The sequence below is a fragment of the Rhodococcus sp. 06-462-5 genome (assembly GCF_002258315.1).
In the GTDB taxonomy this organism is placed as follows: Bacteria; Actinomycetota; Actinomycetes; order Mycobacteriales; family Mycobacteriaceae; genus Rhodococcoides.
Genome location: NZ_NOYD01000005.1, coordinates 55,584 through 69,542 on the forward strand (window position 1 = coordinate 55,584; position 13,959 = coordinate 69,542).

Consider the following 13,959-nt stretch of genomic DNA (forward strand, 5'->3'; position numbering starts at 1 on the left):
GCCCACACCCTCACCGGTGACGGCATGAGCATCGTGTTCCGCAAGGGTCTTCCCTTGGAGGACATGGAGTTCCACCAGTTCCACCCGACAGGTCTCGCAGGCCTGGGCATCCTCATCTCCGAGGCCGTGCGCGGCGAGGGCGGCATCCTGCGAAACGAGTCGGGTGAACGCTTCATGGAGCGCTACGCACCGACCATCAAGGACCTCGCGCCCCGCGATATCGTGGCGCGTTCGATGGTGCTCGAAGTTCTCGAAGGACGCGGCGGCGGCCCGAACAAGGACTACGTCTACATCGACGTCACGCACATCCCCGAGGAAGTTCTGGACGAGAAGCTCCCGGACATCATGGAGTTCTCGCGCACGTATCTCGGTGTCGACCCCGTCAAGGAGCCGGTGCCCGTGTACCCGACGTGCCACTACGTCATGGGCGGCATCCCCACCAAGATCCGCGGCGAGGTTCTGCGCAACAACGAGGACATCGTCCCCGGCCTCTACGCGGCCGGCGAATGCGCCTGCGTCTCCGTGCACGGAGCCAACCGCCTCGGCACCAACTCGCTGCTCGACATCAACGTCTTCGGACGTCGTGCCGGCATCGCCGCGGCCGAGTACGCGAACTCGGTCGACTTCACCCCGCTCCCCGAGGAGCCGGCGAAGATGGTCCAGGACTGGCTCGAATTGATCCTGTCGGACCACGGCCACGAGCGCGCAGCCGACATCCGCACCGAGATGCAGCAGTCGATGGACAACAACGCATCGGTGTTCCGTACCGAGGAACGTCTCGAGACGGCGCTCAAGGATGTCCGCGCCCTCAAGGAGCGGTACAACAAGATCACCGTCGAGGACAAGGGCAAGCGCTACAACAGCGACCTGCTCGAGGCGATCGAACTCGGCTTCCTGCTCGAAATGGCGGAGGTCACGGTCGTCGGCGCACTCAACCGGAAGGAATCGCGCGGCGGACACGCTCGCGAGGACTACCCCGAGCGCAACGACGCCGAGTACATGAAGCACACCATGGCCTACAAAGAGGGCGAAGGTCTGCTCACCGAGATCCGCTTGGATTACAAGCCGGTAATCCAAACCCGCTACGAGCCGATGGAGCGGAAGTACTGATATGAGCGCACCCACCCTGGACAAGAAGTCCAACGAGTCCGACCTGCCGCCCGTCCCCGAGGGCGCGGTGATGGTCAACCTCAAGATCGCGCGCTTCAATCCCGAGAACGGTGACGGTCAGCGCTGGGACACCTTCCAGGTCCCCACCCTGGCCACCGACCGTCTGCTCAACCTGCTGCTGTACGTGAAGGGCTACCTGGACGGAACGCTGACGTTCCGTCGCTCGTGCGCACACGGTGTCTGTGGCAGTGACGCGATGCGAATCAACGGTGTCAACCGTCTCGCCTGCAAGGTGCTCATGCGCGACATGCTCCCCAAGGACTCGTCGAAGACGCTGAACATCACCATCGAGCCCATCAAGGGTCTGCCGGTGGAGAAGGACCTCATCGTCGACATGGAACCCTTCTTCGACGCGTTCCGCGCCGTGAAGCCGTTCCTGATGACGACGGGCAACGAGCCGACCCGCGAGCGGATCCAGTCCGCAGCGGACCGCGCCCGGTTCGACGACACCACCAAGTGCATCCTGTGCGCGTGCTGCACCACCTCGTGCCCCGTGTTCTGGAGCGACGGCAGCTACTTCGGTCCGGCCGCCATCGTCAACGCGCACCGGTTCATCTTCGACAGCCGTGACGAGGGTGCAACCGAGCGTCTGGACATCCTCAACGATGTCGAGGGTGTGTGGCGTTGCCGCACCACCTTCAACTGCACCGACGCATGCCCTCGCGGCATCCAGGTGACCAAGGCGATCCAGGAAGTCAAGCGCGCGTTGCTGTTCGCACGCTGACAGCCTCTCGCCCCGACGTAAAGCGCCCCTTCGCACACGCGAAGGGGCGCTTTACGTTCTGTGTCAGACGAACGCGCCGAAGCCCGTCACTCCGCGGCCGACGATCAGGTTGTTGATCTGCGCGGTCCCCTCGTAGGAGTACAGGGCCTCGGCGTCGGCGAAGAATCTGATGACGTCGTGCTCGATGAGAATTCCGTTGCCGCCCAGGATCTCTCGGGCCCAGCCGACGACCTCGCGCAGCCGCGTCGTACAGAACGTCTTGGCCAGCGCCGCATGTTCGTCGTGGTGGACGCCATTGCCCTGCAGCTGAGAAACACGAATCGCCATGCCGAGCGAGGCGGTGATGTTCGCCGTCATGCGGGCGATCAGGTCGGAGATCAGCTGGAACGACGCGATCGGGGATCCGAACTGTTCGCGTTCGCGCGCATAGGCCACGGCCCGCTCGTACGCACCCATCATCACGCCCACCGCCTGGAACGCCACTCCTCCGCGGGTCAGACGGAGCACCTTCGCGGTGTCGGCGAACGAGTTGGCCTCGGCCAGCTTGTTGGCGACCGGGACTCGGCAGTTCTCCAGATGGATGTCCGCGTTCTCGACCGCGCGGAGCGAGTACTTGCCCTCGATCTTCTCGGCCCGGAACCCCTCGAATCCCTGCTCGACGACGAAACCCTTGACCTCGCCGTCGGCCTCGTCCTTGGCGAACACGATGGTCAGGTCTGCGAAGGTGGCGTTTCCGATCCAGCGCTTGCTGCCGTTGAGGATCCAGTGATCACCGTCGAGGCGAGCGGTGGTCTCGAGTCCGCCTGCGACGTCGGAGCCACCGTGCGGTTCGGACAGTCCGAACGCGCCGATCGTCTCCATTCGGCGCATGGCGGGCAACCAGCGCTGTCGCTGCTCCTCGGACCCCAGAATCGAGATACTGCTCATCGCCAGCGAACTGTGCACGCTGAACATCGTTCCGGTGGACGGATCGACCCGCGCGAACTCCATTTCGAGCCAGCCGGTGAGCAGCTTGCGCGAGGCCTTGCGATCGTCGAACCCGTAGCCGAGACCGGCGATTTCGAGTTCGGCGATCTTCGGCATCAGGTGCACCGGAGAGGCGGCCTTCTCCCAGAATTCGTTCGCTCGCGGCGCGACCTCGTCCTGCAGGAACCTGCGGGTACGCAGAACGATCTCGGTCTCGGCGTCGTCGAGCATGCTCTGATACCCGTAGAAATCGGATTCGAGGAAGTCCGGCGACAATGGTCCGAGGGGCTCGTGCTCGCTCATGTTCGGCTCCTTCGTCTGGCACCTCCGTCGGGCACCGCTACCGATCTTCTACCCGCCGCGCCCGATTCTCACGCATGCATCGAGGCCCCGAGATGTCAGCGGCGCAGTTCGTCGGACAAGGTCGCCAGTTCGTCGCCGCCTGCCATTTCCTTGGTGAGGTCGTCGAGCGAGATGTCGTCGCGCGCGCAGTCCAATGTCTGACGTCCACGATCGAGGAGGACGAAGTGGTCGCCGACCATGTACGCGTGATGAGGATTGTGGGTGATGAACACGACGCCGAAGCCCTTCTCCCGGGCTGCCGAGATGTACCGGAGAACCATGCCGGACTGCTTGACGCCGAGAGCGGCTGTCGGCTCGTCGAGAATGAGCACTCGGGCACCGAAGAAGATGGCGCGAGCGATGGCCACGCACTGACGTTGGCCACCGGACAGCGAGCCGATGGGGGCATCGACATCCGGCAGATCGATACCCATCTTGCGGAGTTCGTCGATGGTTCTCGCGCGCATCGCTCGGGTGTCGAGGGTCTTGAAGATCTTGCCCTTGCGCAGCTCCTGACCGAGAAAGAAGTTGCGCCACACCGGCCTCAGGGACACGACCGCGAGGTCCTGGTAGACCGTGGAGATGCCCTGATCCACCGCCTGCTTGGGAGAGCCGAACGTGGTCGCCTCGCCGTCGACGAGCAATTCCCCCTCCGACTGCCGATGCAACCCGGACATGATCTTGATCAGAGTGGACTTGCCCGCGCCGTTGTCACCGAGAACGCAGGTGACCTCACCGGCACCGACTCGGAGGTCTATCCCGTGCAGGGCGATGATGTTGCCGTAGCTCTTGCCCACGCCTTTCAGCTCGATCAGGGGCGTGTTCGCGGAAGACGTCATGGTCACCTTTTCGCCGCGTAGTTGCGGAAGGAGCTGTTCGCGATCACTGCGAACAGCAGCATCGCGCCGAGGAAGAACTTGAACCAGTCCGGGTTCCAGCCTGCGTAGACGATGCCCTGGTTGGTCATGCCGAAGATGAACGCTCCGATGAAGGCACCGACGGCCGTGCCGTATCCACCGGTGAGCAGGCATCCGCCGATGACGGCGGCGATGATGTAGAGGAACTCGTTGCCCACGCCCTGGCCGGACTGAACGGTGTCGAACGCGAACAGCAGGTGCATGCCGACGAACCAGGCGCAGAAGCCGACGAACATGAACAAACCGATCTTGACCCGGGTGACCGGTACCCCGACCGCACGCGCCGATTCCTGGTTGCCGCCGACAGCGAAGATCCAGTTGCCGATGCGGGTCTTCATCAGCACCCAGGTCGCGGCGAGGGTGAACACGATCCACCACACCACGGTGATGCGGACCGAGACCCCCAGCACCGAGAACGAGGACGAGAACGCTGCCTTGGCCGAGTCGAAACCCTCCATGTCCGAGATGGACGGGGTGGCGACCTGGCCGGTGACGAGCTTGGTGACGGCGAGATTGATGCCGGTGAGCATCAGGAACGACGCCAACGTGATCAGGAACGACGGAATCTTGGTCGTCATCACCAGGTAGCCGTTGAGAAACCCGACCGCGAGTGCCAGCAGCAGCGCCAGCGCCGAGCCGGCCCAGACGTTCAGGTGCAGGTTGTAGGCCAGCATGGAGGCCATGATCGAGGAGAACGTCACCGCGACCCCGGTGGAGAGGTCGAATTCACCGCCGATCATCAACAGGGAGACACCGATCGCCATGATGCCGATGGTCGAGGACGCGTACAGCACGGTGGCCAGAGCCTCGGGCGATCGAAACGGCGGTGCCACGATGAAGAAGAAGACGAAAATGGCGACCGCGCCGAACAGCGCCCCGACCTCCGGGCGAATCAGCAACCGCTGCAACGGCTTCTGCTTCTTGACCCGCTCGTCTGTGATCACGGTGTGTTCGGACAGAGCCGGATCGGCCTGAGTGGACATGAGATTCCTTCCGCGCCGAGGCGACGCACTCAGCGCGTGCCGTTACGGGCGTACTCGGCGACCGCGTCGATGTTGGTCGTATCGATGAACGCGGGACCGGTCAGCACCGGGGTGCCGCCGCCGATGGTGTTGCCGTTGTTGAGGTAGAGCCACAGCGAATCGATGGCCAGGTAACCCTGCAGGTAGGGCTGCTGATCGATGGCCCACGCCACGTCGCCCGACTCGATCGAATCGACGAGTGCGGCGTTGGTGTCGAACGTGACGATCGTGGCGTCGCTGCCCGCATTGTTCTTGGACTGCACCGCCGTCAGAGCGATCGGAGCGGCCAGTGCGATGACGTGGTCGATGCTCGGATCCTGCTGCAGCTTGGCGGTGATGGTCGACTCGACGGACGGCATGTCCTTGCTGTTGACGTTGAGGATCTCGGTCGAGCCCCCGGTGAAGCCTTGCCTGACACCGGCGCAGCGGGCCTCGAGTGCCACGGCACCCTGCTCCTGAATGATGCACAGGGTCTTGCGTGCACCGTCCTCGGTGAGCCGGGCCCCGGCAGCCTGTCCGGCGATGGTCTCGTCCTGGCCGAAGTACTGCTGCACTCCCATGTCCTTCCAGGAGTCGTAGCCGGAATTGAACGCGACCACCGGAATGCCTGCGGCGGTTGCCGTCTCGACCGAGGGTGCCATCGCGTCGGGCTTGGCCAGGGTGACCGCGATGCCGTCGACCTGGGAATCGATCGCACTCTGGACGAGGTTGGCCTGGTTGGGCGCTTCTGGATCTGCGGAGTAACGCAGTTCGATGTTGTCCTTGGCTGCGGCGGCCTCGGCACCCTTGCGAACCAGATCCCAGAAGGTGTCGCCGGGAACCTCGTGCGTGATCATCGCGATCGTCGCCGACGGCGTATCGGCTACGCCCGCGTTGCTTCCGTCGTCGGACGAGCGAGGGGCACCACCGGTGCTCGAACAGGCAGCGACAGTCAGTGCCGCGACCGCACAGATCGCTCCGACCGCGATCGGCCCGCGCCTTTGCCGAAACCTCATTGCACTTCCCTTTCCAACAACCGGCTCTCGAACACCGACGAATCCGAGCCGCCGACCTGATCACTGTAAGAAACGATGGATACCCGCCACGCATCTTCGACGATTATTCGTCAGGCGACGCAACCGGTATGCGCAGCACCGGACCTCGGACATGAGAGAACTCTCATCTCCGATTCACGTAGCCACAATCCACCGTCGTCAGACTCGTCCGTGTGCGAACCATCATCGTCTCGGCCCTGGGACTGCTCACGCTCGCCGTGCTCGTCGCAGCATTGCTGACGACTCGATCGACGGGCGAGCAGACCCCGTTGCCCGCACCCATCGTCGCACCCGCCGCACCCGTGCAATCCGCCCCGGGTACTCCGGGGCCCGTTCCCCCTGTACCGGGACCTGGTGATCCCGCGCCCACCACCGTGCCCAACACTGCGCCCGCCACCGCCCCGGAGCCGGTGGCACCGGACGGATTCGTGCCCCCGCCGCCGCTGCCGCCTGCCGACTGGGACGATGACTTCGACGACGACTGGGATGACGATGACGACGACTGACCCTGCTGCGAGACCGACCACGTGATGCGGACGCGACTGCTCGCCCTACGCCCGACGAGCGCTCGGAGCCGCATCTTCTCGTGGGTGCTGCTGCTGGTGCTGGCATCTCTCGCGGCCGTCACCGTGACAACCTGGCTGCTCATGATCCGCGCGACCGACAATCGCATGCGCGAATCACTGCGCACCGAGATCGCCGAGTTCACCACCCTCACCGACGCAGGTGTCGATCCAGGAACCGGCGCACCGTTCGACGACATCAACGACGTGCTCCGCGTGGTGATCACCTACAACCTCGCCCGCCCCAACGAGAAGTTCCTGGGTTACGTGGACGGCGCGTTCGCCGTACAGAGCAGGCAGCAGGCGCCGGTACGACTGTCCGACGACACCGGCTTCACCGCCGAGGTCGGCTCCGTCACCGCACCGGTCGAAGGTTCGTATTCGAGCGCGGCAGGCGAAGTGGTGTACCTCGCGGTGCCGGTCTCGCTGGCGGGCGACTCGGTGCCGGGCGTCGTGGTCGCCGCCTACTTCGCCGATCAGGAACGCGCCTCGGCCGACGAGACCGCGACCCTGATGCTCGTCGTCGGCGGCGTCACCTCGGTGCTGGCGGCAGTAGGGGCGTGGTTCGTCGCGGGACGCATCATGTCGCCGATCAGACACATCACCGCCACCGCCAGAACGATCACCGAGACCGACCTGTCCGGCCGAATCACCGACGCCAGAACGACGGGTCGAGGCGACGACATCGGAGACCTCATCGACACCCTGAACTCGATGCTCGACCGAATCGAGTCCGGCGCGGCGAGTCAGCGCCGATTCCTCGACGACGCCGGCCACGAGCTCCGCACTCCCATCACCATCGTCCGAGGTCATCTCGATGTGCTCGACCACGGCGACCCCGCCGACGTTGGGGAGACCGTCGCGCTGGTCGACGACGAACTCGATCGGATGAACCGACTCGTCGCCGACCTGTTGCTGCTCACCCGGGCCGACCAGACGAGCTTCGTCACGCCGGTGGACACCGATGTCGACGCGCTCACTCGAAGCGTGTTCGACAAGGTGACCACCCTCGCCGACCGGGAGTGGGTGCTGGAGGCGAGCGCAACCGTCCACGCGCCGCTCGACGCGCAACGACTGACTCAGGCACTGCTGGCGTTGGCGGACAACGCAACTCACCACACCATGCCCGGCAGTCGCGTCGGCATCGGATCGCAACTGTCCGACGGTGACATCCGGTTCTGGGTCACCGACTCGGGCCCGGGAATCGAGCGCGACGAGCAGGAACGAATCTTCGAGCGCTTCGCCCGCGGTCGCAACGGAACCAGACGCACCGAGGGCGCGGGGCTCGGACTGTCCATCGTCACCGCCATCGCCCAGGCCCACCGTGGACGGGTGAGTGTCGGCAGCGCCCCGGGGCACGGGGCCACCTTCACCATCACGATTCCACTGACCGATTCCCCTCCCCTGCAGAAGGATCGACCATGGCCCGCATCCTGATCGCCGAAGACGAACCCCGCATCGCCTCGTTCGTCCACAAGGGGCTCAGAGCGAGCGGTTTCAGCACGACGACGGTCTCCGACGGCAGATCCGCATACGAACACGCCCGCAGCGGTGACTTCGATCTGGTGGTACTCGACATCGGCCTGCCGATCATGGACGGCTTCGAAGTACTGCAGCGACTGCGCGGGGAACAATGCGAGATACCGGTGATCGTGTTGACCGCACGCGACAGCGTCCAGGACGTGGTGTCCGGTCTCGAAACCGGTGCCGACGACTACATGGCCAAGCCGTTCCGATTCGAGGAACTGCTGGCGCGCATCCGAGTTCGTCTGGGCAGCAAACGAACCGTGGACACCAACCAGCTCACGGTCGCCGACCTCAGTCTCGACCTGCGTACCCGGAGAGCTCTGGTGGGAGACCGTACCGTCGACCTGTCGGCCCGTGAGTTCGCCTTGGCCGAGACCTTCATGCGCCACCCCGGCCAGGTCCTCTCGCGAGAGCAACTCCTGTCGCAGGTGTGGGGCTACGACTTCGACCCGGGCTCCAATGTCGTCGATGTCTACGTCCGCTACCTTCGGGCGAAATTCGGTGCCGCACGAATCGAGACCGTTCGCGGAATGGGATACCGACTGTCCGAGACATGAGTGGCGTCGGCCGATTACCGACGCCACTGCCCGAGTATCAGTCGTCCCAGTCGTTGTCGTCGTTGTCGTCGTTGTCGTCGTCCAGGTCATCGTCGATGTCGTCGTCCAGATCGTCGTTGCGACCGTCCAGATCGTCGTTGCGGTCGTCCCAGTCGTCGTCACGACCGTTCAGATCGTCGTTTCGATCGTCCCAGTCGTCGTTGCGGTCGTCCCAGTCGTCGTCGTAGCGGTCGTCCGGGATCTGGGTCGGCGCGGGCTGCTGAGGAGCTGCCGGCGGGTTCGGAGCCGAATCGGCCTCCGACAGAGGCTGTTCCACCGAGATCGAGGAGGGGCGCTGCTGGGTGGGGTCGTCGTCGGCGATCGCGAGTGCTCCGACGCTTCCGAGGGTGACGACAACGGCTGCTGCACCGACGATCATGAACTTTCCTGGCATTCTCATGTCTGCTCCTTCGATCCGAGTTCTGTGGGCCACCGTTTCGGTGATGACTCAACGATCGCGGTCGAACGTGAGAACCGAAGGAGCACAACATGAGCGAGTTCTCATACTGGTGGCAGATGCCTACCCGTCGACTGGACCGGCCGATTCAGCGGTGCACAGTGATAACGGACCACCGGACGCGCGGTAGCAGTTCGCCGGTGAGTCGTGGCGTCGACCATCCACGGAGCGCCTATGGTGATTCGCGATGAAAAGGATCAGAAGTTCTGCGGCTGTATGTGCGGTATCGATTGCGCTCGTCGGAATCGGTGCTGGACCTGCCCTGGCACAGCCGGCCGCCGAGCCTCCGGTTCCGACGACGACCACACCGCCGTTCACGACGCCCGACACCGACAGCTGCCCGTTCGCCGCGTCACCTCCCCCGGCGATCGACCTGTCCGAGGTACCGGCCCCTGGAAGCACTGCCCCGCAACCGCTCCCGATTCCCGCCGAGGCCGTCGGCGGGGATCGGCTCGCCGAATGTGGGGCGGTGCTGCCGGACGCGGCTCCCCCGTTGCCTGCCGATATCTCGGCCACCGGTTTCGTGGTGGCCGATATGGACTCCGGCTCAGTACTGGCCGCCAAGGATCCGCACGGGCGTCATCGGCCGGCGAGCACGATCAAGGTGCTCCTCGCGATTGTCGCACTCGACGAGCTGAACTTGAATTCCCAGATCACGGCGACCGCAGAGGACGCCGATGCGGAGGGCAGTGCCGTCGGCATCGGCGAGAACGGTGTCTACACCAATCTCCAATTGATGCAGGGCCTGGTGATGGCATCGGGAAACGATGCAGCGCATGCGTTGTCCAGGCAATTGGGTGGGGACGCGGCCACCGTGGACAAGATGAATGCCAAGGCCGCAGAACTGGGTGCGCTCGACACCCGCACCGCCACGCCGTCCGGTCTCGACGGTCCTGGCATGGCGAGCTCTGCCTACGACCTGGCGTTGATCTACCGCGCGGCCATGCGCAATCCGACTTTCGCGCAATTGATTTCGACCGAAACCGTTCAGTTTCCCGGCTACCCGAAGGACCCCACGATCCCGGACGACCAGGACCGGCCCGGGTTCACCCTCTCCAACGACAATCAGCTGCTCTACAACTACGACGGAGCTCTCGGAGGCAAGACCGGGTACACCGACGATGCTCGCCAGACGTTCGTCGCAGGAGCAGAACGGGGCGGCAGGCGTCTGGTCGTGACGATCATGAAGGGTGACGTGCTGCCGATCCGCCCGTGGGAGCAAGCGGCCCGCCTGTTGGACTACGGGTTCGCGCTCGATTCCAGCCGCGGCGTGGGCGAACTCGTGGAGCCGCAGTCGACGTCCGCGGTGACGAGTACGCGCGCGCCCCAGGCCACTCCGACTCTCGCCCAGCCACCCGCATCGGCGTCCGGGTCGAACTCCCGCCAGTCCGAAATGCAGGCCCAAGGCGACACCGTCGTCCGCATCGCGATAGGTGTCATCGGTTCGATCGTGGTGATCGGGCTGCTGTGGGGAGCTCGACGGCTGTCACGCAACCGCTGAACCGGGTCCTCGGATACAGCGATTGCGAGCAATCAGCGGCGTCGGTTGCGCAATCCCGCGACGCCGAGAGCGGCGAGGGCACCGGCACCCACCAGCGCCAGACCCCCCGTCACACCCGGCCCTTCGCTGACCTCGACCCTCGTGTTGATCACCGCCGGCTCCGGGGCCGGGACGTGAGCTTCGGCCAAGCTCTCGCGAGTCGTCGCGGCGAACGACGTGGAGAACAGCACGAGCCGTGACGTCGTGAACACGAACACCAGCAGACCGATGATGGGTCCGAAGACCACGCCTGCGGGACCACTCGTCACCGATCCCAGATAGATGGCACCGAGCTGCTTGAAGATCTCGAACCCGACGGCAGCGAGCAGAGCGCCTTTGGCTGCGCTGTGCCACGAGACCGGCTCGCGCGGCAGACGCGAGATCACCCAGGTGAACAACGCCCAGGTGCCCGCCAGGGCGAGGAGAACCGAGAAGACGCGCAGTGCGACGCCCACTCCTGGGACGGAATCTAGATTGGCCCACTCGAGAATGCTGCGCATCAGCCCACCTCCGGCCAGTGCCGACAACGCCAACGACAGCACCAGCGCGGTCCCCAGCCCCAGCAGCGCGGCGAAATCCTTGGCCTTGGTGGCCAGAAAACCTCCCTGCTCGTGCTGGCTCTCCCACATGGCGGTCAGTGCCTCGCGCAGGTTTGCGATCCAACCGAGACCCGCATACAGGGCACCGAGCAGACCGATGATGCCGACGCTGGTCCGAGACTCGATGGCCGTCTGGATCAACGAATTGATCGTCTCGCCGAAGCTGCCGGGCACGTTCTCGGCAATCTGCGACTGGATCTCGGCAAGCCATTCGGGCTGATTCACCAGCACGAATCCGGCGATCGCGAAGGCGACCATCAGCAGTGGGAACAAGGCCAACACACTGAAGTACGTCATACCTGCCGCGTAGTAATCGCCCTTCTGACCTTGATACCGCTGCGCAGCAACAACAGTATGGTCGAGCCAGGGCCACCGTTTGCGCCGGTCTTCGAGGATCGCCTTGAAATCGGGCATGGCACTCACCTTTTCGCTGTCGTCGCCTGCTGTCGGATCGTGTCGCCGCGGTGCTGCGCCTCGACGTACTCCTTGCCGAAATGCAGCGCGTCCAAACTCGTTGTGCCGTCGATGCTATGCACCGGGCGGCAGGAAACCCACCCTGTCGTAGACCTGAGCGAGTGTTCTACTCGCCACTTCCCTGGCTCGATCCGCACCGGCCGCAAGGATCCGGTCGAGTTCGGCCACATCGGCCATGAACCCGTCCATTCGCTCCCGGAGTGGAACGACGAACTCGGTCAGAACGTCGGCGGTGTCGGACTTGAGGTCGCCGTATCCCTTGCCCACGTACCCGGCCACGAGATCGTCGACAGTCGCGCCCGACAGCGCAGACTGAATGACCAGCAGGTTGCTGACGCCCGCTTTGTTCTCCGGATCGAACACGATGTCGCGCTCGTTGTCCGTCACTGCCGAACGAATCTTCTTCGCCGACACCTTCGGATCGTCGAGAATGTTGACGATGCCCGCTGGATTCGACGAGGACTTGCTCATCTTCGCGGTGGGATCCTGCAGATCGAAGATCTTCGCCGTGCCCTTGATGATGTGCGCATCGGGAACGACGAACGTCTTCTTGAACCGCGTGTTGAAACGCTGCGCCAGATCGCGAGTCAACTCCAGGTGCTGCCGCTGATCCTCACCCACGGGCACCAGATTCGGCCGATAGAGCAGGATGTCGGCGGCCTGCAGAATCGGGTAGGTGAACAGTCCGACACTGGTGTGATCGCGACCCTGCTTGGCGGACTTGTCCTTGAACTGCGTCATCCGCGCAGCTTCACCGAATCCGGTGATGCAGTTCAGAACCCACGCCAACTGCGCATGCTCGGGCACCTGACTCTGCACGAACAGCGTCGACTTGTTCGGATCGATGCCCACCGCGAGCAACTGCGCCGCGGCCACTCGGGTACGGCGACGAAGCTCCTTGGGATCCTGCGGAACGGTGATCGCATGCAGGTCCGGGATGAAGTAGAACGCGTCGAACTCGTCCTGCAACTCCACCCAGTTCCGCACCGCACCCAGGTAGTTACCGAGATGGAACGAATCGGCAGTCGGTTGGATGCCCGAGAGCACCCGCCGACGCGGACCCTGCGGAGTGTCGATGGAGTCGGAAGAAGACATGCCGCAATCTTTTCACGACCCCGTCGACGCCCACTTCCTGCCTGCCGAGATGGTCACTCCGCAGGCTCCGCTCTAGCGGTAGCGCACTGTCACCGGAGCATGATCGGACCATCGCTGGTCGTACGCCTCGGCCCGCTCGGTGATCGCTTCCTTGGCGCGCTCGGCCAGATCACCGGTGGCCAACTGATAGTCGATCCGCCAGCCGGCATCGTTGTCGAAGGCCTTGCCGCGGTAGGACCACCAGCTGTACGGACCTTCGACACCCGGGTGCAGCGCCCGTACGACGTCGGTCCACGGGGCTTTCTCGGCGAGCAACCGCGTCACCCACTCGCGTTCCTCGGGCAGGAAGCCGGAGTTCTTCCGGTTGGTCTTCCACGCCTTGAGGTCGGCCTCGGTATGGGCGATGTTCCAATCGCCGCACACCACCACGTCGCGATTGTCGGACTTCGCGGCCTTGGCCGTCTTCGCCAGATACTTCGCGAACGCCGCCATGAAACGTTCCTTCTCGTCCTGACGCTCGGTACCCACCTCGCCCGACGGCAGATACAGGCTGGCGACGGTGACGTCGCCGAAGTCGCCCTCGATGTAGCGACCGGCATCGGCGAACTCGACGGCCCCGATACCGGTGCGAATCGCATCGGGAGCCGCCTTCGACAACAAGGCCACACCGTTGCGGCCCTTCGCGGACGGCTCGGCCGAAGCCAGATGCCAGCCCACATCGAGGGCCGGGGCCAGCGCCTTCGTCAGTTCCCCGTCGTTGGCGCGGGTTTCCTGCAGGCAGATGACATCGGCATCGGTGGCCTCGAGCCACGGCAGCATGCCCTTGCGAACAGCTGCGCGAATTCCGTTGACGTTGACAGTGGAAACAGTGATCGGCACGCCGACGACGGTAGCGGAGCCCACCGACAGACGGCAGCTGGGCCGTTCATCCAT

Annotated in this window: 14 protein-coding genes; 6 read left to right on the forward strand and 8 right to left on the reverse strand. The window is 64.5% G+C overall.

Annotated features, from left to right (window positions below; genetic code table 11):
* The coding region (locus tag CH251_RS02645) for an FAD-binding protein (RefSeq protein ID WP_143544960.1) at positions 1–1,110 on the forward strand (1,110 nt) is incomplete at its 5' end.
* Position 1,111: 1 nt separating this feature from the next.
* On the forward strand, positions 1,112–1,894 hold the full coding sequence (locus tag CH251_RS02650) for a succinate dehydrogenase iron-sulfur subunit (RefSeq protein ID WP_037188150.1): 783 nt from the start codon (positions 1,112–1,114) through the stop codon (positions 1,892–1,894).
* A gap of 63 nt (positions 1,895–1,957) precedes the next feature.
* Here CH251_RS02650 and CH251_RS02655 read toward each other — a convergent pair whose 3' ends face one another.
* The 4 genes from CH251_RS02655 to CH251_RS02670 form a co-directional block, all read right to left on the reverse strand.
* A complete protein-coding gene (locus CH251_RS02655; protein WP_094611728.1) occupies positions 1,958–3,163 on the reverse strand; it encodes an acyl-CoA dehydrogenase family protein in 1,206 nt (401 codons plus the stop codon).
* A 95-nt stretch (positions 3,164–3,258) separates the two neighbouring features.
* Positions 3,259–4,041 (reverse strand): ATP-binding cassette domain-containing protein, encoded by a 783-nt coding sequence (locus CH251_RS02660; protein WP_094611924.1) that lies wholly within the window; start codon positions 4,039–4,041, stop codon positions 3,259–3,261.
* A gap of 2 nt (positions 4,042–4,043) precedes the next feature.
* Positions 4,044–5,102: an ABC transporter permease gene (locus CH251_RS02665; RefSeq protein ID WP_094611729.1), complete on the reverse strand. Its 1,059-nt coding sequence runs from the start codon at positions 5,100–5,102 to the stop codon at positions 4,044–4,046.
* A 29-nt stretch (positions 5,103–5,131) separates the two neighbouring features.
* The gene (locus CH251_RS02670) at positions 5,132–6,136 is read right to left on the reverse strand and encodes a substrate-binding domain-containing protein (RefSeq protein ID WP_094611730.1); all 1,005 of its coding nucleotides are present in this window, start codon (positions 6,134–6,136) and stop codon (positions 5,132–5,134) included.
* A 212-nt stretch (positions 6,137–6,348) separates the two neighbouring features.
* Here CH251_RS02670 and CH251_RS02675 point away from each other — a divergent pair, with 212 nt between their 5' ends.
* Genes CH251_RS02675 through CH251_RS02685 form a run of 3 tightly spaced genes read left to right on the forward strand, consistent with a single transcriptional unit; the run spans position 6,349 to position 8,822 of the window.
* A complete protein-coding gene (locus tag CH251_RS02675; RefSeq protein ID WP_094611731.1) occupies positions 6,349–6,681 on the forward strand; it encodes a hypothetical protein in 333 nt (110 codons plus the stop codon).
* Positions 6,682–6,705: 24 nt separating this feature from the next.
* Positions 6,706–8,175: a cell wall metabolism sensor histidine kinase WalK gene (locus CH251_RS02680; protein ID WP_094611732.1), complete on the forward strand. Its 1,470-nt coding sequence runs from the start codon at positions 6,706–6,708 to the stop codon at positions 8,173–8,175.
* Complete coding sequence (locus CH251_RS02685) at positions 8,160–8,822, forward strand: response regulator transcription factor (RefSeq protein ID WP_094611733.1); 663 nt, start codon at positions 8,160–8,162, stop codon at positions 8,820–8,822. Before CH251_RS02680 ends, CH251_RS02685 begins: the two co-directional genes overlap by 16 nt.
* A 37-nt stretch (positions 8,823–8,859) precedes the next feature.
* Here the strand turns inward: CH251_RS02685 and CH251_RS02690 are convergent, their stop codons facing one another.
* The gene (locus CH251_RS02690; protein WP_094611734.1) at positions 8,860–9,261 is read right to left on the reverse strand and encodes a hypothetical protein; all 402 of its coding nucleotides are present in this window, start codon (positions 9,259–9,261) and stop codon (positions 8,860–8,862) included.
* 244 nt (positions 9,262–9,505) lie between these two features.
* On the opposite strand from CH251_RS02690, the gene CH251_RS02695 reads away from it, so the two are divergent.
* Positions 9,506–10,819 carry a D-alanyl-D-alanine carboxypeptidase family protein gene (locus CH251_RS02695; protein WP_094611735.1) on the forward strand — a complete coding sequence of 438 codons (1,314 nt, stop codon included), beginning with the start codon at positions 9,506–9,508 and terminating at the stop codon, positions 10,817–10,819.
* A 32-nt stretch (positions 10,820–10,851) separates the two neighbouring features.
* Here the strand turns inward: CH251_RS02695 and yhjD are convergent, their stop codons facing one another.
* From yhjD to CH251_RS02710, 3 genes are all read right to left on the reverse strand, one after another.
* Positions 10,852–11,871, reverse strand: a complete 1,020-nt coding sequence (gene yhjD, locus CH251_RS02700) for an inner membrane protein YhjD (RefSeq protein WP_179273569.1) — start codon at positions 11,869–11,871, stop codon at positions 10,852–10,854.
* 114 nt (positions 11,872–11,985) lie between these two features.
* Positions 11,986–13,026 carry a tryptophan--tRNA ligase gene (gene trpS, locus CH251_RS02705; protein ID WP_094611737.1) on the reverse strand — a complete coding sequence of 347 codons (1,041 nt, stop codon included), beginning with the start codon at positions 13,024–13,026 and terminating at the stop codon, positions 11,986–11,988.
* 72 nt (positions 13,027–13,098) lie between these two features.
* A complete protein-coding gene (locus CH251_RS02710; protein ID WP_373454904.1) occupies positions 13,099–13,959 on the reverse strand; it encodes an exodeoxyribonuclease III in 861 nt (286 codons plus the stop codon).

Coding starts and splice junctions, on each gene's coding strand:
- CH251_RS02650 (WP_037188150.1), top strand. CDS start 1,112: ATGAGCGCACCCACCCTGGACAAGAAGTCCAACGAGTCCGACCTGCCG.
- CH251_RS02655 (WP_094611728.1), bottom strand. CDS start 3,163: ATGAGCGAGCACGAGCCCCTCGGACCATTGTCGCCGGACTTCCTCGAA.
- CH251_RS02660 (WP_094611924.1), bottom strand. CDS start 4,041: ATGACGTCTTCCGCGAACACGCCCCTGATCGAGCTGAAAGGCGTGGGC.
- CH251_RS02665 (WP_094611729.1), bottom strand. CDS start 5,102: ATGTCCACTCAGGCCGATCCGGCTCTGTCCGAACACACCGTGATCACA.
- CH251_RS02670 (WP_094611730.1), bottom strand. CDS start 6,136: ATGAGGTTTCGGCAAAGGCGCGGGCCGATCGCGGTCGGAGCGATCTGT.
- CH251_RS02680 (WP_094611732.1), top strand. CDS start 6,706: ATGCGGACGCGACTGCTCGCCCTACGCCCGACGAGCGCTCGGAGCCGC.
- CH251_RS02685 (WP_094611733.1), top strand. CDS start 8,160: ATGGCCCGCATCCTGATCGCCGAAGACGAACCCCGCATCGCCTCGTTC.
- CH251_RS02690 (WP_094611734.1), bottom strand. CDS start 9,261: ATGAGAATGCCAGGAAAGTTCATGATCGTCGGTGCAGCAGCCGTTGTC.
- CH251_RS02695 (WP_094611735.1), top strand. CDS start 9,506: ATGAAAAGGATCAGAAGTTCTGCGGCTGTATGTGCGGTATCGATTGCG.
- yhjD (WP_179273569.1), bottom strand. CDS start 11,871: ATGCCCGATTTCAAGGCGATCCTCGAAGACCGGCGCAAACGGTGGCCC.
- trpS (WP_094611737.1), bottom strand. CDS start 13,026: ATGTCTTCTTCCGACTCCATCGACACTCCGCAGGGTCCGCGTCGGCGG.
- CH251_RS02710 (WP_373454904.1), bottom strand. CDS start 13,959: ATGGATGAACGGCCCAGCTGCCGTCTGTCGGTGGGCTCCGCTACCGTC.